We start from the raw sequence: 17,364 nt of genomic DNA, 5'->3' as shown, positions 1-17,364 counted from the left end.
GGAACCTGTCGTCACGGCGCCTTGTTGAGGCCGGCCATGCGGCAGACTTCCTGCCACTCGTCCGGGGTCACCGGCTGGACCGACAGGCGCATCGAGGTGACCAGCGCCATCTTCTCAAGGGCTGGATTGGCCTTGACGTCGGCGAGGGTGACAGACTGCGGAATCTCGCTGTGATAGCGGATGTCGACGCATTCCCAGCGCGGGTCGTCGGTGGTGGTGTCGTGATGGGCCAGCGCGCAGACCTCGGCGATGCCGACGACCTCCAGCCCCTCATTGGAGTGATAGAAGAAGCCGAGATCGCCAATCTGCATGGCGCGCATGTTGTTGCGCGCGAGGTAGTTGCGCACGCCGTCCCACTGCGTGCCTTGCTTGCCCTTGGCCTTCAGCATCTCAAAGGAGAATTTGAACGGCTCGGATTTGAACAGCCAGTAATTCTTGTCGCTCATTTACGCGTCCCCTCGATCTGCTTGGCCGGTATCAGGCGCTGGCCGGATTGTTGAACACCCAGTTCCATGGCCGGATCGCCACACTCTCGAACAGGCCGGCCTTGGCGTAGGGATCAGCGTCGGCGACAGCCTTGGCGGCTGATGCGTCGGCAGCCTCGATGACCACCAGGGAGCCGTCGGGTTTTTGGTCAGCGTCGAGGAAGGGGCCGGCGAATTTGAGCGCGCCCTTGGCGTTCAGATCGTTGAGGAAGGCGACGTGATCGGGACGCGCGTCGAGGCGGACCTGGAGATGGCCCGGCTTGTCCTTGCAGATCAGTGCGAAAAGCATGTTGTGCATATCCTCTTTGGTTCAGGAATCAGTCGGCTTCGGCGCGCAGCGGACGGTTCATCAGGCCGGCAATGGCCTCATTGATGGTGATGGCCTTGTCGAGCAGGGCAGCGACCGCTTCGACGATCGGCGCGTTGATGCCGCGCTCGTGAGTCAATCTTGCGGCGATGTAGGCGGTGGCGACGCCTTCGGCGAGCGGCCGGCCCGACAGTTCCTCGCCTTTGCCCAGCGCCACGCCATAAGCGAAGTTGCGCGACTGCACCGACGAGCAGGTGAGCATCAGGTCGCCAAGGCCGGACAGGCCCATCAGGGTCTCGGGGCGGGCGCCGAAGGCTGCACCGATGCGGCGCAGTTCGACGAAACCGCGCGTGACGAGCGCCGCCTGGGCTGAGGCGCCGAGGCCGGCGCCGGTGACGGCACCGGCGGCAATGGCAAAAACGTTTTTCAGCGCGCCGCCGAGCTCGACGCCGATCAGATCGTCGGTCGAATAGCAGCGCAGATTGGCGGCTGAGAAGCGCAAGGCGAGTGCCGAGGCCCGGGCTTCGTCTTCCGAAGCAACCACAACGGCCGTCGGCAGGCCCCGCGCCACGTCGGTGGCGAAGCTTGGGCCGGACAGTGCGGCGACCGGGTTTTCGGGCAAAATCTCTGTGGCTATGGCTGACAGAAGCCTGCCGGTGTCGCGCTCGATGCCCTTGGCGCAAAGCACCATGGGTACATGGGCGGCGACATGCGGCTTGACCTGGGTCAGCACAGTGCGCAGCGCCTGCGCCGGGGTGACGACCAGCACGCAGTCGGTGCCCGCAAGGGCCACGGCGAGGTCGGTGGTGGTGGCGATGCCGGTTTCGAAGCTGATGCCGGGGAGATAGCGCGGGTTGGTTCCGCTGCGAATGGCCTCGACGCTTTCGCTGTCGCGGGCCCATAGCGTGACGGCATGGCCCGCGTGCAGCATGGCAAGTGCAAGGGCTGTGCCCCAGGCGCCGCCGCCGAGAACGGTGACCTTGTATGCGCTCATGCCTTGGCTCCCCGCCTGCCGGAGCCGACCACAGGTGCTGAGACGCTGTCCAGCGGCCAGCGCGAGCGCGGCACAAAATCGAATGCGTCTGGTTCAACGAGGTTGGCGCGCAGCCGCTCGATGCCGGCCCAGGCGATCATCGCGGCATTGTCGGTGCACAGCGCCATGGGCGGCGCAATGAATGCGAAGCCATTGTCGGCGCAGAGCTTTTCCAGCATGGCGCGGATCTGCTTGTTGGCGGCGACACCGCCGGCAACAACGAGGGCTGCTGCATTGCTATCGGGGAATTCGTCGCGGAAACGTGCCAATGCGCGTTTGACGCGATCGCCGAGTGCGTCGGCAACGGCCGCCTGGAACGAAGCGCAGATGTCGGCGACATCCTGATCGCTCAGAGGTGCCACGGCAGTCGCTGCCTGGCGCACTGATGTCTTGAGGCCGGAGAACGAGAAATCGGGCTGGGCCGAGCCCTTCATCGGACGTGGGAAGACGAAGCGGGTGGCGTCGCCCGACATTGCTGCCTTTTCGACATTGGGGCCGCCGGGATAGGGCAAAGCCAGCATCTTGGCGGTCTTGTCGAAGGCCTCGCCGAGCGCATCGTCGATGGTGGTGGCCCAGCGCTGATAGTCGCCAACACCTTTGACCAGAACGATCTGGGTGTGGCCGCCGGAGACCAGCAGGAGCAGATAGGGGAAGTCGAGCCCGTCGGTGAGCCGTGCTGTCAGCGCGTGGCCCTCGAGATGGTTGATGGCGATCAGCGGCTTGCCGGCGGCGGCGGCAATCGCCTTGGCCGTCATCAGCCCGACGATCAGCCCGCCGACAAGGCCAGGACCGGCGGTCGCGGCGATAGCGTCGATGTCGGCTAGCGACAGGCCAGAATCCTCAAGGGCGGCCTCGACAATGCCGTCGAGCGCTTCGACATGGGCGCGCGCCGCGATCTCGGGAACGACGCCGCCAAAGGCCGCATGTTCCTCGATCTGGCTGAAGACAGTGCTCGACAGAATGCGCGGCGCTTTGCCTGCTTCGAGCGCAACGACGCTGGCCGCGGTTTCGTCGCAGCTCGTCTCGATGCCCAGAACACGGATCAATTGGTCGCTACCCTGCATGATTGCCCGGTGGTAAATTCCTAGATAGGAGGTACGGGACCGCCCCGCCAGCGCGGGGTTATCACGGACCAAGCGCTATGCAAACAAGAGCCTTGAGAATCGGAACACGCGGCAGCCTGCTGGCGCTCGCACAAGCGCATGAGACGCGCGCGCGGCTGATGGCGGCGCACGCCTTGCCGGAAGAAGCGTTCGAGATCGTGACGATTTCGACCAGCGGCGATCGCATCCAGGACCGGCCGCTGTCGTTGGCTGGCGGCAAGGGCCTTTTCACCAAGGAACTCGAAGAGGCACTTTATTCGGGCGAGATCGACTTTGCCGTGCATTCGTCCAAGGACATGCCGACGCAGCTGCCCGACGGGCTGGAGCTGTCGGCCTTTTTGCCGCGCGAAGACCCGCGCGATGCGTTCATCGGCCGCGCGGCAGCCAGGATCATCGATCTGCCGGAGGGTGCCGTCGTCGGCTCGTCGTCGCTCAGGCGCCAGGCGCTGATCCGGCGCATGCGCCCCGACCTCGACGTTGTGATGTTCCGCGGCAATGTGCAGACGCGGCTGCGCAAGCTCGACGAGGGCGTGGCCCAGGGCACGATCCTCGCCAATGCCGGCCTGCGGCGGCTCGGGCTTGAAAATGTCATCACCGACCTGATGCCGCTCGACATTTTTCCGCCGGCACCGGGGCAAGGCGCGATCTGCATCGAAAGCCGCATCGGCGACAAAGCGGTCACCGACATGCTTTCGGCGATCGACCACACGCCGACCGGCCAGGCGCTGGCCTGCGAGCGGGCCTTTCTCGCAGCGCTTGACGGCTCGTGCCGGACGCCGATTGCCGGACATGCCACCATCGATGGCGACAGGCTGTCATTTTCCGGGCTTATCCTGACGCCAGATGGTACCTTGTGGCACGAGGCCAAGGCCGAGGGCGTTGCCGCCGATGCCGCAACGATTGGCCGGAAGGCGGGCGAAGACGTGCGTGCGCGAGCTGGCGAGAAATTCTTCGAGGGGTGGAGCTAGATGGCACGCCGTGTGCTGGTGACGAGGCCGGATCCCGGCGCCACCCGCACCGCGCGGCGCCTTGAGGCGCTTGGCTTCGAACCGGTGCTTCTGCCGCTTTCTGAAACGCGTGCGCTGCCAGTGGTACGCGGAAGCGTCCCGACCAATGCGACGGCTGTGGCTGTGACCAGCGCCAATGCGTTGCGCCATGCGCCGAGCGGGCTGATCGAACGGCTGCGGCGACTGCCGTGCCACGCGGTGGGGGCACGCACCGCGGAGAGTGCGCGCAAGGCGGGCTTTTTCTCCGTCAACGAAGGCCCGGGCGATGCCGCTGCCCTTGCCGACATGATCGCCATCGAACTTGGCAAGGCAACACTTGCCTATCTCTGTGGCCGGGTGCGGATGCCCGACTTCGAGCGCCGGCTCGGCATGAATGGCACCAAGGTGGTGCCGATCGAAACCTATGACACGATTGCACTGGCGCCTGATCCGAACTTCGTGCGCCAGCGGCTGGGCGGGCAGCCGATCGACGCGGTGCTGATTTATTCGGCGCGAGCGGCCGCGGCGTTTGGCATGCTGGTGGAGACACACAGCGAAGCGGATTTTTTGATGCGGGACGCGACGTGCTTTTGCCTGTCGGGACGCATCGCCTCGGCGCTGGTCGAGGGCCTGCGCGTTGCGGTCGCGCCGGATCCCAACGAGGACGCGCTGCTTGATCTTCTCGGTGAGCCGGATTGATGTTGGATTGACTGCGCCATCACGCGGCCTTTTTTCGCGGGACGGTGGGTGTTACTGATTTTGATCTTCGACCCCGCATTGTTGCGGGACCTGTGCCAATGAAAATCGCGGAGCCCCAAGCATGGTCAAGACGCCGAATACGCGCCATTCGAAGACGCATCGCGACCCGGTGACGATCGAACTGGAGCCTGGCGCGGTGTCGCGCGTCGAAGACGCTGACAAGGCCGAAGCCGTGCAGGACACAGTTTCGGCTGGCACGGGCGACGAGGCAGCGGCGGACAATGCGGCAAAGCCGGCGTCGAGCGAGACGACTGCCAAGGCCGATACGGGATACGCATCCTACGACTACAGCTTCGACAACGCGCAACCGGCGCAGCAGCCCAAGGCCGAAGCGCCGACAGATGCTGCGTCATCGAGCAGCAGCAGTTCGCGCGCCTCAAGCACGGCTGCACCTGCGGCAGCGCAGCGGCAGGCCACATCAGGCATGTTGCCCGGCTTGGCGGGTGGCCTGATCGCCCTTCTGGTGGCGGGCGGGCTGCAATATGCCGGTGTGCTTGGTACGCCCGGTGGCTCAACTGGGCCAGCAGGCGGCGACGAGCAGATGTTAGGCGAAATCGCCTCGTTGAAATCACAGATCGCCGATCTCAGCACTTCGAGCGTTGGCAGCGAGGTCAAGGGACAGGTTGACGGGCTGGCCACAACTGTCGGCCAGGTGAAGTCCGAGGTCGAGGCGCTGAAATCGGCAACCAGTCAGGCCGGATCGAGCGACGCGCTTGCCGGGCTTGACGGGCGCATCAAGCAGATCGAAACGGCTGTTTCGGCGCTGAGCCAGGGTGGGGCGACGTCTTCAGAGATTACGGCGCTGAACGAACGCATTGCCGGGCTCGACGCCCTTGTGAAGTCGACAGGCGAGGCGGCCACCGCCGACGACGGCAAGATCGCGACGCTGGAGCAGTCGGTCTCGTCGCTTGCGACCAAGGTCGAGGCACAGGCGTCGCAGCCCAAGATCGCGATGGCGATTGCGGCATCCGCACTCAAGGCGGCGGTCGAGCGCGGGGCCGGCTTCGGTGCCGAACTCGAAACCTTCGCTGCCATTTCGCCCGATGCGCCGGAACTGGCGGCACTCAGGACGCAAGCCGAAAAGGGTGTGCCGACACGTGCGGACATCGTCGCTGCGACCGATGCGGCGGCCAATGCGATGATCGCGGCAGCCAAGCCGGTCAACCAGGATGCGGGCATCTTCGAACGGCTGGTTTCAAGCGCCGAACAGCTGGTCCAGGTGCGGCCGATCGGTGCTGTCGAGGGCGCTGGTGTGCCGGAAACGGTGGCGCGCATGGAAGTGGCGGTCAACCAGGGCGATTTCGCCAAGGCGCTTGCCGAATATGACACATTGCCGGACACGGCCAAGGCTGCCGGTGCGGACTTCATTGCCAAGCTCAAGGCGCGGCTGGATGTCGAAACGCTGGTCGACAAGCTTGTCGCCGGCGCGATGAAGGCATGAGGGGCGCCAGATGATCCGCATTCTGTTCTTCCTCGCCGTCGTCTTTGCGCTTGGGCTTGGCTTTGCCTGGCTGGCCGACCGTCCGGGCGACATGGTCGTGACCTTCAGCGGCTACCAGTACAAGATCAGCCTGATGGTTGCGGCGGTGGCCGTCACCGCCATCGTTGTGGCGGTGATGCTGTTGTGGTGGCTGACCAAGTCGGTGTGGAACAGCCCCTATACGATCGCGCGGCATTTCCGCGCCCGCCGGCGCGACCGGGGCTATCAGGCGCTGTCGACCGGCATGATCGCGGCCGGTGCTGGTGATGCCGCCCTTGCGCGCAAGAAGAACAAGGAAGCGGCCAAGCTGATCAATTCCGACCAGGAGCCGCTGATCCATCTGCTCGACGCCCAGGCCTCGTTGCTTGAAGGCGACCATGACGGTGCACGCCAGAAATTCGAGACGATGCTCGACGATCCGGAGATGCGCCTGCTTGGCTTGCGCGGGCTCTATCTCGAAGCCGAAAGGCTCGGCGACCGGGCAGCGGCGCGCCACTATGCGGGACGTGCCGCAGGGCTTGCGCCGCAGCTTGGCTGGGCGGCGGATTCGACGCTTGAGGAAAAGACCGAGCGCGGCGACTGGGACGGCGCCCTGGCGCTTGTCGATGCGCAGAAATCGACGCGCCAGATCGAGCGCGACGTGGCCAATAACAGGCGTTCGGTGCTTTTGTGTGCCAAGGCGACGTCGCTGTTCGACAGCGACTTCAACACCGCGCGCGTGGCAGCGCTTGAAGCCAATCGCCTGCGGCCGGATTTTGGACCGGCGGCGATCATCGCCGCCAAGGCGCTGTTCCGCCAGAACGACCTGCGCAAGGGTTCGAAGGTGCTGGAAGCAGCCTGGAGGGCCGAGCCGCAGCCTGATATCGCCGAGCTCTACGTCCATGGCCGCCCGGGCGATGCCGTGCTCGACCGGCTGGCGCGGGCGAAGAAGCTGCAGTCGCTGAAACAGAACCATCCTGAATCCTCGCTCGCCGTGGCGCGGGCGGCATTGGAGGCGCAGGACTATGCGCTTGCCCGCAGCGAAGCCGAGGCCGCAGCGAGGATGCAGCCGCGCGAGGGTGCCTATCTCTTGCTCGCCGACATCGAGGAAGCCCAGACGGGCGACCAGGGCAAGGTGCGGCAGTGGCTTTCGCGGGCGGTGCGGGCGCCGCGCGATCCGGCCTGGGTCGCCGACGGCGTGGTGTCCGAACGCTGGGCGTCGTTTTCGCCTGTCACCGGCAGGCTTGATGCTTTCGAATGGCGCGCGCCCGAGGAAAGGCTTGGCCACCTCATCGAGCAGTATGACGAGGATGTGGAACCACGCGTGGCGATCCCGGCGATCAGGGCCGCGCAGCCCGCCGGCGATGACATCGTCGATGTGACGGTGGAAGGCGATGCCGAGTCGGAAAAGAGCGCGGAAGCGGTAAAGGCCGTTCCGCCAGCGCCAGACGCTGTCACGGCTGTCGTCGACGACGACAAGGCCGAACCGATCCGCCTGCCCGACGATCCGGGCGTCGATCCGGACGTGGAACGGGAAAACGCCCAGAAGCGGTTCCGTTTGTTTTGATTTCCCTCCGAACCTAGATCTAGGCTTGGCTCAAACAGGATTCGGCGATGTTCGAACGCATGATTTCTTTTCTGAAGGACCTGCCCGCGGCTGGCTCCAGGCAATCGCGCGACGACGATCCGCGCGTGGCGGCAGCAGCACTGATGTATCACGTCATGAATGCTGACGGCGACCGGCAGGACGTCGAGTGGGAGCGCGCCAAGCAGCTTCTGAGCCAGAGTTACGGCGTTTCGGGCGTTGAACTCGACCGGCTGATCAAGGCCGGCGAGCAGGCCGACAATGAGGCGGTCGATCTCTACGCCTTCACCAGCGTGCTCAAGCGCAGCCTCGATGAGGAGGCGCGCAAGGCCTTCATCGGCATGATGTGGGAGATCGTCTATGCCGATGGCGAGGTGCGCGAGATGGAGGACAACACCATCTGGCGCATCGCCGAGCTGATCGGGGTGGAAGGCCGCGACCGCATCGAGGCCAAGCGCAAGGTCGCGCAGAAGGCGCAGCTCGCAGTTGGACCCGAAACAGACGAATAGGAGCCCGATGCCGGGGAAGGCGAGACCAAAGATCCTGGTGGTGCTGCATCAGGAGCATTCCAGCGCCGGCCGCGTCGGCCATGTGCTGCTGGAGAGCGGTTTCGACCTCGACATCCGCCGGCCGCCGCTCGGCGACCACCTGCCTGAAACGCTCGACGGACATGCCGGTGCCGTGGTGTTTGGCGGGCCGATGAGCGCCAACGATCACGACGAGTTCGTGCGCCGCGAGACCGACTGGCTGGCCGTGCCGCTGAAGGAAAACCGGCCGTTCCTCGGCATCTGCCTGGGCGCGCAGATGCTGGTCAACCATCTCGGCGGCAAGGTCGAGGGCCATGGCGAGGGGCTGGTCGAGATCGGCTGGTATCCGATCAAGGCGACCGAGGAAGGCCGCAAGCTGATGCACTGGCCCGAGATGGTCTACCAGTTCCACCGCGAGGGCTTTTCGCTGCCGAGCGATGCCGTGCTGCTCGCGTCTTCCGATACCTATCCCAATCAGGCCTTCCGCTATGGCGACAACGCCTGGGGCATCCAGTTCCATGCCGAACTGACACGCGTGATGATGCAGCGCTGGGTGGTGCGCGGGGCCGAGCGCTTCGTTTTGCCCGGCGCGCAGCAGGGGCGCGACCACCTCGGCGGCCGGCTGATCTGGGACATGCATCTCAAGCGCTGGCTTGATGAGTTTCTGGTGAAGATATTTGGCCAGCCGAGCCGTGGGGGTAAGGCAGTAGGGCAATAAGGCAGTAAGGCAGTGGGGTTCCATACTGCCCTACTGCCTTATTCCCCTACTCCCCTAACGTCACACCCTTCCGTCGAGACGCCTGACCTTCCGCAGCGCCGGGAACGTCCAGGCCCAGATGCCGGCGACCGCCACGGCACCTATGCCGCCGAAGACGACGGCGGGTGCCGTGCCGATGAGCGCGGCCATGGTGCCGGCGCGGAATTCGCCGAGCTCGTTGGAGGCGCCGACGAAGACGCCGTTGACCGCGTTGACGCGGCCGCGGACATGATCGGGCGTCCACAGCTGGATCAGGGTTTCGCGGATGTAGACGCTGACCATGTCGGTGGCGCCGATGAAGGCGAGGCAAACGATCGACAGCCACGGAATTGTCGAAAAGCCGAATATCGCGGTGAAGACGCCGAACAAGGCGACAAAGATAAACATGATCAGCCCGGCGTGGTCGCGGATCGGATGGCCGGCAAGCCAGACGGCAACCATGATGGCGCCCACGCCTGGAGCGGAACGCAAAAGCCCGAGGCCCCACGGCCCAAGCTCGAGGATATCGCGGGCATAGATCGGCAACAGGGCGACAGCACCCGATAACAGCACGGCAAACAGGTCGAGCGAGATGGCGCCAAGCACGATCTTTTCGCCCCAGATGTAGTGGAACCCGGCAAACAGCGTCTCGACCGACGGTTTGCTGGTCTCGCTGCGCTGGTTGGGCTTGGGGATCGAAAAGATCAGCACCGCCGAGGCAAGCATGAGGGCGGTGGCGGCACCGTAGGCGGCCTCGGGAGAGACGCCATAGAGCAGGCCGCCGGCGACTGGGCCGACGATGGTGGCGGTCTGCCAGGCCGACGAATTCCAGGCAACCGCGTTGGCGAAATCCTCAGGCGGTACAAGATTGGCGACCAGCGAGGCCGAGGCCGGTCCGAAAAAGGCCCGCGCGATGCCGAACACCGCAAGCACGCCGAAGATCGGCAGCGGACTGGCAAGGCCGTGGTAGATCAGCGCGAGCAGGGCAGCAGCACAGGCTGTCTCGACAAGGGCTGCCAGGCCCATGATGAGCCTGCGGCCGAAACGGTCGGCGACGACGCCAGTGACCAGCACCAAAAGAAGCGCTGGCGCGAACTGGATGACGCCGACGAGGCCGAGGTCGAAAGGGCTGCGGGTGAGATCGTAGACCTGCCAGCCGACGCCGACAGAGATGATCTGGGTCGAGAAGGTGGCCAGGAAGCGCGCGATCCAGAAACGCGCGAACGCGCCATGGCGAAAGGCGGCGAAGCGCTGCTCGGGTGCTGTGGCGGGCTGGGATGTCATTGGGGCGGGCGAAGGCACCTGTTGCGACGCCGGCCCAGATCGCGTCGGGCCGACGGGCGCTGCCATAACCCAATTTCCCGCTCAGCGCGCTGTTTTGTGCCGCTGGATCAAAGCTTTTCGGTCGGGAAAGCCAGCGGGGCCGGGCGACCAGCGATATGCGAACGCCTACTTCACGAAGACCGTCACAGCGCCGTCGGCTTCGATCTTGGCCGCAACGATTGCCGAGGTATCGATCATTTCGGCGTCGAGCTTCGACTTCAACGCACTGTTGGCCATGATCGCCGCCTGCACGCCGGTGATGTCAGGCTCGTTGTCGCTGATGGCCTGGTCCAGTGCCTGCTTGTCATCGCCCTTGGCGATCTCAGATATCCTGACGATGTTGACAGTGCCGAGGCTCGTCAGTGACTGGATGGCCGTCGCGCTGCTTCTGCTGGCCTGGATGGCTGACATGACAGTGCCGAAATCGGCCTTTGTGCCGGTGCTGGCGGTGGTGTCCGGATCGACCATCATGCGCCCGACTGGCTTCGCGTCGTCGGCGAGTGCCGGTGCGGAAAGCATGGACGCGGCAATCAAAGCTGCGATGGCGAGTGGATGTCTCATTGATCTTCCTCACGAATATTGCCCCTCGCATTGGTAAAACCGACCGGAGCCGCATCGGTTCCGGCTGAATTTGGCTGCTGGGGGAAAAATATCGGGCCCAGCGTTATGAGTAGATGGGCGCGCAACACCTTTGTTTCTGCAGTGTCGAGCCACATCGTGCGTTGGCGCCCATGTTGCATTGCAATATAGTTTGAGTTGTCGCAACGCGCCCCGTGGCCGATCCTGTTGGCATGACCAGCAGACTTGTTCCGGCTCTCCCAACGTCGTTTCGGCCTGACATCGAGGGCTTGCGCGCCATCGCCGTAGGTGGCGTGGTTGCTTTCCATTTCGGCATGTCGGATCTGCCGGGCGGTTTCATTGGCGTTGATATCTTCTTCGTCATCTCCGGCTACCTGATCACCAGGCACCTGATGCAGGAGATCGGCAGCAGCGGCACTGTCGATCTCTGGCGCTTTTATGGGCGCCGGGCGCGGCGCCTGCTGCCAGCGTCGCTTTTGGTGATCACGGCAACGCTTGCGGCCGGCTATTTCATCCTCGCGCCTTCGGAGCAGCAGCTCTATGCCAAGGGCGCGCTGTTTGCGTCCAGCTACGTCATCAATCTCTGGCTGCTGCGATGGTCGTTCGACTATTTCGCCACTGACACGGCCAACAACCCGTTCCTGCATTTCTGGTCGCTGTCGGTCGAGGAGCAGTTCTACCTGCTGTGGCCGGCGTTTTTGCTTTTGGTCGCGCGCTTTCGAACGGGCGAGAAAGGCATGGTGGTCTTCCTTGGCGTGGCTGCGGTCGTGTCGTTTGCAGCCAGTGCCTGGATGACTGTGGTTTCGCAGCCCTGGGCCTTCTACTTTTCGCCGCTGCGTGCCTGGGAATTCGCCGTCGGCGGTCTTGTCTCGCTCGCGGTTGCCGAACGGTGGGCCTCGGGTTTTCGTTTCTCGCCTGCGATGGGCTGGGCCGGCATCGGGCTGATCGCAGCGACCTATCTGACCGTGTCGGAAACCGATCCCTTTCCAGGTTTCATTGCGCTGATTCCCGTTTCAGGCACGGCGATGCTGCTGCTTTCCGGTGCCCGCCGAAGTGCCGCCGGGCCGGCGGCGCTCCTGTCGCTGCCACCGTTCCAATGGACCGGAAGGCTGTCTTATTCGCTGTATCTCTGGCATTGGCCCGTTATCGTCTATGCAACGATCCTTTGGCCCGACCTTTCGCTCGCTGGCCGGCTGGCGTGCCTGCTGGTGACGGTCGCCTTGTCCTATCTCAGCTACCGTTTCGTCGAGAACCCGGTGCGGCTGAATGGCTGGCTTTCAGCCGGTTCGGTACGCTCGCTGGGGCTTGCAGCATTGCTTACCTCTCTTGGCGTGACGTTGTCTTATGGCGCTTCCCAGCTCGCGGGACGAAGCGTCGATCCAGACCAGAGATTCATCGCGGAGAGTGCGGCGCGTTCCTCGTCGGCGCGCCAGTTCGACGCGAATTGCGTCGCCAGCCTGGAGCAAACCAGGCCGCGGAGCTGCAGTCTCGGCGCGTCGAAGCCGAGCAAGACGATCGTGCTGTTCGGCGATTCGCATGCCGACCATTGGTCGACGCCGCTGGCAAAGATCGCCGAGGCGAACAACTGGCGCGTGGTGACCTACCTCAAATCCTCCTGTTCGGTCGCGGCGGTGCCGACATGGAACGTGCGCCTGATGCGGGCCTATTCCGAATGCGACACGTGGCGGAAATCAGCGATGAAAGAAATCGCCGAACTGAAGCCCAACACGGTGATCGTTGCGCAGTTTTCGTACAGCTATGTCGAAAATGACGTGAATGGCGGTCTGGACCATCTAGTCAGCCGCAATGTCTGGGCCGAAGGCCTGCGGGCGTCGCTCAAGACACTTCGCGATACGGGCGCCGATGTCGTCCTGCTCAGGGACGGTCCCGTGCACAAGTCGTATCTCGACCGCTGCGTCGCCCGGTCGTTGTGGCAGGGCAGGAATTCGAGCGTTTGCGACACGCCGAGAAACGAAGCGATCGACGAGCGGGTGTCCCAGGCCGAACAGGCAGCGACTGCCGGCCTGGCGGGCGTCAGATATGTCGATCTTACAGAACTATTCTGCAATGACGTCACCTGTCCGGCGATGATCGGCGGCAAGCTGACCTTCCGTGATCGGCACCACATCGCCACGCCTTATGCGGCGACGCTGGCCGGTTCGATGCAGCGCGCGATCTTCGGCAATCAGGTGGCGGCCCAGCGAACCGCCATTGGCGTCCTTGATGCTGCGCGAATTCGCTAGCTAGAGCTTGATGCCCGTCGTGCCGAGGCCCCGCGTGATGCTGCCGGTGGTCGGCAATAGCGGGATCAGGCAAGCCTGGAGCGCGTGGTAGATGTCGGGCTTGCCGTAGAACGGACCGGCATTGGGGCTGAGGTCGTTGTCGAGCTGGGCGTGCCAGCCGCCATTGCTGCGGTCGATGAAGCGGGTGGCGCAAAAACTCCAGATGCGCCGGTACCATTCCTCATAGGCCTTGTCGCCATCGATGGCGTTGAGGAAGCTGGCCGCACCGATCGCCTCGCAGCATGGCCACCAGTAACGGTCCTTGATGCGGGCCGAACCGTCCCATTCGAGCGTGTAGTAGAAGCCGCCCTTGGCAATGTCCCAGCCATCAGCGGTTGCCTGGCCAAACAGGTTTTTGGCGGCGTCGGGCAGCCAGGCGAGCTTGCGGCCGCCGAGCTCCCAAAGCTGCAGCAAAAGCCTGGCCCATTCGAGCGAGTGGCCGGGTGTGGTACCAAAGGGGCGGAACATCGGGTCGCCGGAATAATCGCGGTCGACCTTCCAGTCGGCGCTGAAATGTTCGGGCAGGCGCCAGCCGGCGGCGGCTGAATGGCGGCGGATGATCAGATCGGCGATGCGTTCGGCCATCGACAGATAATTGCTGTCGCCGGTCGCTTCGAAGGCGGCCATCAGCGCCTCGGTCAGATGCATGTTGGAATTCTGGCCGCGATAGCTGTCGAAGGGTTTCCAGTCGCGGGTGAATTCTTCCGCCACCGCGCCATGCGCCTCTTCCCAGAATTTCTCCGAGAGGATTGTCGAGATGTCGGTCAACAGGCGATCGGCGTCGGGATGGCCGGCGACCTTGGCGCTCGAGGCGGCGAGCAGCACGAAGGCATGGCCATAGGCCTGCTTGGTGTCGTTGGTCGGCCCGTCATAGCCGACACCCCAGAAATAACCGCCATCGACCGCGTCGCGATGGCCGTTCCACAGGAAATCCATGCCGTGGTCGACAAGTGTGTCGGCGCCGGGCCGGCCAAGCAGATGGGCCATGGAAAAGCAGTGGACCATGCGGGTGGTGGCATGGATCTGGCGGCCGGCGAATTTGCCCGGAACGGCGCCAGGCACCAGCGGTCGGCCGTGATCGTCGAGGTCATGGAAGCCGCCGAGCGGATTGAGGCTTTCGCGCTCAAAGAAGGAAAACAGGGCGTCCGCCTGCTGCATCAGCCACAGGCGATGGCTGTGGAGCGTCGTCCATTTGGCCGAGCCGGCGGATATTTCCAAAGAAGCCATGGATCAAGTTCCTCTGCGGCAGGTGGTCCATCCTGACTGATACCCGCGACCTAAGACGTTATGGCTCAAGCACTCAACAGGAAATCGCCATGATTTGCGTGCAGCGGTGCATGGACGCTGGATTCAGCAAATATGCCACGGTGGTGCCACTAGCCATGGCGCTTGCCGCGCTTTATGGACAAATGGCGCGCTTGACCGAGTTGGCAGCGAGATTTCGGGGACTAAATGACGAAATTGATGTCGTCCACGGCGGACGACCTGCCTACAGGGTCTGCACAGGCTGCAGGTCATGCTGCTGAAAAAGCGCTGGTTCGCCGGCTTGCATCGCATTGCAATCGCTTTCGCGATCCAGACGACCGCCGCGCGGCGTTCGAATTGGCGGTAACGCTGGTGCCATTCCTGGCGATGGGGGCGGCGCTTGTCTGGCTCGCCGCTTATGCCGAGCCAGTGCTCGGCGGCTGGCGCTGGCTTCTTCTGGCGCTTGTGGCGCCGGTCTGTGCCGCGTTTCTTGTACGTCTGTTTGCGATCCAGCACGATTGCGGCCATGGCTCGTTCACCAGCTCGCGCGAGGCCAACCGGATGATCGGCCGGGTGCTGAGCGTTTTCACTTTCACGCCTTACACGCTGTGGCAGAAGGCGCATGCCGTGCATCACGGCTCGTCGGGCAATCTCGACAAGCGCGGCGTTGGTGACATCGACACCCGCACCGTCGCCGAATATGAGGCGATGACCACCAGCCAGCGGCTGATGTACCGCATCTACCGCAATCCGTTCATCCTGATCGTGATCGGCGTGCCGATCTATTTCCTGATCATGCACCGGCTGCCCTACAACGAAGCCATTCCGCGCGTCGAAGCCTGGCGCAGCGCCGGCGGGCTCAATGTGGCGCTGGTGCTCGTCTATGGCGGGCTTGTGCTGCTGGCCGGCTGGACGGTGATGCTGGCGGTGCTTCCTGTCGTGGTGATGGGGGCCTGGGTCGGCGGCTGGCTGTTTTATGTCCAGCATCAGTTCGAAGAGACGCGCTGGGATGCCGGCGATGCCTGGGACCTGCACGTCGCGGCCTTTGGCGGCAGCTCGTGGTACGCCTTGCCCGCGGTGGCCCAGTGGCTTACCGGGTCGATCGGCCTGCACCACATCCATCATCTGTGCAGCCGCGTGCCGTTCTACCGCCTGCAGGCTTGTTTCGACAGCAATGCCGAACTGCGCGATGCGAGCCAGACAGTCAAGCTGACCTTCTGGAAGAGCGTCGGCTGCATCAATCTCGCGCTTTGGTGCGAGAACCGCCGCCGTCTGGTCACCTTCGCCGAAGCGCTGAGGTAGGCGCCAGGCGCCTGCGCCAGCATTCGGCGGCCTGAATGCAAGCATCGTCGAAAGCCAGCATCGGATTTAGCGTCACAAGCGCGGCAGCGGCGGTATCGACGACAATTCGTTCCGCCGCTTCATCCTTGGCTTTTCCAAACCACACCGCCCGCCAGTATTCGAAACTGGTCAGGCCTGTCGGCAGCTCGGCTTTCGGCCGTGCTTTCGAAGGTATGATCAGCTCGCCGGCTTTGCCGCTGTCGAGCGTGAACATGGTTGTCGCCCGAAAGGGCGTGGCCTGCGCGACATCGCGGCTGTTGCCCAGAACGCCGAGCCTCGGCCAGTCGAGCAAGGCGGCTGCATCGCGGTGCAGATCGCGGTAATTCGGCCGAAATGCCGCGAGCAGGCTCGCGCCGGCGCTCAGTGGGTTGAGCAGGTGCACGACGGCACTGAGCGGCGAGCGCATCTCCAGAAGGTTGTATATACCGAGCAAACCATGAAGCTGCGGTGACATCGCCGCGAGCGGCAGATAGCCGATGTGCTGCGCCTGCAGGGCTTTCTTCGCTTCCGCGATGTTTGCTGTGACAGGAATGCCTATGGCGCCTGCTGCCTTCTCGAGTATGCCGCTGGCAACCCCGCTGCCGCTGTTGCCATGCAGCAGGACGCGGTAGCCAGCATCCGCCACAAGCCGCGCAGCCTGAAAAAACCACGGTGCCGATCTCGATTTCGGCGACACATAGGCTGGCCAGTCGAGGTCGGCAAACCCTGATGGGGCTGGAGAAGGATCGAGATGGCGCCGGCTTGCCCTTGTCAGGCCGGCAAGTTCAACGGCCGTCAATCCGCGATACTGCAAAACGACCAGCAGCGCGCCAAGCTGAATAGGGTCGGCCTCGCCTGCAAGCAGCAGCGAGAACGCCTCGTCTGCCTCGTCCAGGGACAGTGGCCGGGCGCCGCCGGCACCGACGCCGATGGTTGCGATATGCCTGGCAAGCCTTTGCCGAGGGGCGGCATCCCCACCGATCGATGCCAGCTTGCGGGCAAAGTCGGCAGGAAAGGGCTCTCCTTCGAGATAGAGGCTCGGACGCATGGCGAGCGGTGGCGCATCGATGATCGTTGCGTGGTTCCAATCGGAAGCGCCCGAAGACGCGATGTTCGTGTCTGCGTCCCGTTTCGGGTCGAGCAGGTCTTCGGTCTCCGCCGCTACCGCCCGCAAGCGCAGACGCAGCGTTTCGGCGAAGGGCGTGGGCACCATGCCACGCGCGCTCCTGACCAGGATCGGATCGCTATAGAGCTCGCGAATCTGCTTCAAGAGCCGGCTCATCGCCGGAGCGCCAAGGCCCATCCGCTCGGCCGCCTTGCCGACACTGCCTTCCACCAAAAGCGCATCCAGCGCCACCAGCAGGCGGAGTTGACCAAGACGCGGCTCGGTTGCGTCTTGGGTTGGGTTCGCCGTCACGTGCGGCTTACTCAGGTCAGTTCTGTTCATGCCCACTCGCCATCGAACGCAAAAGAAACCCGGCGAGACGCCAGCACGGGTTCAAGTTGCGTTTTTCTGAATTTGGAATCGCTCGCAAACACCGGAGTTGACCATCCCTATTCGATAAATAAGAAGACTTTTATACTCAAGTTTAGGTGATGGGGCGCTTTCATGAATAGTTTCAACCGTCTGGCTGC

General features: G+C 64.0%; 16 protein-coding genes. 8 read left to right on the top strand and 8 right to left on the bottom strand.

The genetic code is table 11. The features are described 5' to 3' along the window. Positions 1-11: 11 nt before the first annotated feature. The 4 genes from AC1RTB_RS11755 to tsaD are packed head-to-tail and all read right to left on the bottom strand — an operon-like array spanning position 12 to position 2,868. Positions 12-446 (bottom strand): EVE domain-containing protein, encoded by a 435-nt coding sequence (locus AC1RTB_RS11755; RefSeq protein ID WP_492878881.1) that lies wholly within the window; start codon positions 444-446, stop codon positions 12-14. A gap of 31 nt (positions 447-477) precedes the next feature. Continuing rightward, positions 478-774, bottom strand: coding sequence for a YciI-like protein (locus AC1RTB_RS11750; protein ID WP_492878883.1), 297 nt, complete (start codon positions 772-774; stop codon positions 478-480). 28 nt (positions 775-802) lie between these two features. Continuing rightward, a complete protein-coding gene (locus AC1RTB_RS11745; protein ID WP_492878884.1) occupies positions 803-1,786 on the bottom strand; it encodes an NAD(P)H-dependent glycerol-3-phosphate dehydrogenase in 984 nt (327 codons plus the stop codon). Beyond that, positions 1,783-2,868: a tRNA (adenosine(37)-N6)-threonylcarbamoyltransferase complex transferase subunit TsaD gene (gene tsaD, locus AC1RTB_RS11740; RefSeq protein ID WP_492879035.1), complete on the bottom strand. Its 1,086-nt coding sequence runs from the start codon at positions 2,866-2,868 to the stop codon at positions 1,783-1,785. The genes AC1RTB_RS11745 and tsaD overlap by 4 nt, the downstream gene beginning before the upstream one ends. Before the next feature lie 98 nt (positions 2,869-2,966). On the opposite strand from tsaD, the gene hemC reads away from it, so the two are divergent. The 6 genes from hemC to AC1RTB_RS11710 all read left to right on the top strand — a co-directional run bounded on the left by hemC (position 2,967) and on the right by AC1RTB_RS11710 (position 8,962). Continuing rightward, positions 2,967-3,896 (top strand): hydroxymethylbilane synthase, encoded by a 930-nt coding sequence (gene hemC, locus AC1RTB_RS11735; protein WP_492878886.1) that lies wholly within the window; start codon positions 2,967-2,969, stop codon positions 3,894-3,896. After that, the gene (locus AC1RTB_RS11730) at positions 3,897-4,613 is read left to right on the top strand and encodes a uroporphyrinogen-III synthase (protein ID WP_492878888.1); all 717 of its coding nucleotides are present in this window, start codon (positions 3,897-3,899) and stop codon (positions 4,611-4,613) included. A gap of 121 nt (positions 4,614-4,734) precedes the next feature. Continuing rightward, positions 4,735-6,114, top strand: coding sequence for a COG4223 family protein (locus tag AC1RTB_RS11725; protein WP_492878890.1), 1,380 nt, complete (start codon positions 4,735-4,737; stop codon positions 6,112-6,114). 10 nt (positions 6,115-6,124) lie between these two features. Further along, the gene (locus AC1RTB_RS11720; RefSeq protein ID WP_492878892.1) at positions 6,125-7,699 is read left to right on the top strand and encodes a heme biosynthesis protein HemY; all 1,575 of its coding nucleotides are present in this window, start codon (positions 6,125-6,127) and stop codon (positions 7,697-7,699) included. Between the two features lie 47 nt (positions 7,700-7,746). Then, positions 7,747-8,226: a tellurite resistance TerB family protein gene (locus AC1RTB_RS11715; RefSeq protein ID WP_492878894.1), complete on the top strand. Its 480-nt coding sequence runs from the start codon at positions 7,747-7,749 to the stop codon at positions 8,224-8,226. Between the two features lie 7 nt (positions 8,227-8,233). Continuing rightward, positions 8,234-8,962: a glutamine amidotransferase gene (locus AC1RTB_RS11710; RefSeq protein ID WP_492878896.1), complete on the top strand. Its 729-nt coding sequence runs from the start codon at positions 8,234-8,236 to the stop codon at positions 8,960-8,962. A gap of 60 nt (positions 8,963-9,022) precedes the next feature. Here AC1RTB_RS11710 and AC1RTB_RS11705 read toward each other — a convergent pair whose 3' ends face one another. Together AC1RTB_RS11705 and AC1RTB_RS11700 are read right to left on the bottom strand one after the other, a co-directional pair. Continuing rightward, a complete protein-coding gene (locus AC1RTB_RS11705; RefSeq protein WP_492878898.1) occupies positions 9,023-10,264 on the bottom strand; it encodes an MFS transporter in 1,242 nt (413 codons plus the stop codon). 165 nt (positions 10,265-10,429) lie between these two features. Further along, positions 10,430-10,864, bottom strand: coding sequence for a hypothetical protein (locus tag AC1RTB_RS11700; RefSeq protein ID WP_492878900.1), 435 nt, complete (start codon positions 10,862-10,864; stop codon positions 10,430-10,432). Positions 10,865-11,094: 230 nt separating this feature from the next. Between AC1RTB_RS11700 and AC1RTB_RS11695 the strand changes: the two genes are divergently transcribed. Further along, entirely contained in the window at positions 11,095-13,125 is a 2,031-nt protein-coding gene (locus AC1RTB_RS11695) for an acyltransferase family protein (protein WP_492878901.1), read from the top strand. Here AC1RTB_RS11695 and AC1RTB_RS11690 read toward each other — a convergent pair whose 3' ends face one another. Beyond that, positions 13,126-14,391, bottom strand: a complete 1,266-nt coding sequence (locus AC1RTB_RS11690; protein WP_492878903.1) for an AGE family epimerase/isomerase — start codon at positions 14,389-14,391, stop codon at positions 13,126-13,128. It lies immediately after the preceding gene. A 225-nt stretch (positions 14,392-14,616) separates the two neighbouring features. Here AC1RTB_RS11690 and AC1RTB_RS11685 point away from each other — a divergent pair, with 225 nt between their 5' ends. Further along, positions 14,617-15,711, top strand: a complete 1,095-nt coding sequence (locus tag AC1RTB_RS11685; RefSeq protein WP_492878904.1) for a fatty acid desaturase — start codon at positions 14,617-14,619, stop codon at positions 15,709-15,711. Here AC1RTB_RS11685 and AC1RTB_RS11680 read toward each other — a convergent pair. Then, positions 15,686-17,176: a glycosyl transferase family protein gene (locus AC1RTB_RS11680; protein ID WP_492878906.1), complete on the bottom strand. Its 1,491-nt coding sequence runs from the start codon at positions 17,174-17,176 to the stop codon at positions 15,686-15,688. The two genes, AC1RTB_RS11685 and AC1RTB_RS11680, sit on opposite strands and share 26 nt — an antisense overlap. Positions 17,177-17,364 lie beyond the last annotated feature (188 nt).

Source organism: Aminobacter sp. GW821-FHT11F06, assembly GCF_058808215.1.
This window is presented reverse-complemented; position numbering and strand designations above follow the sequence as displayed.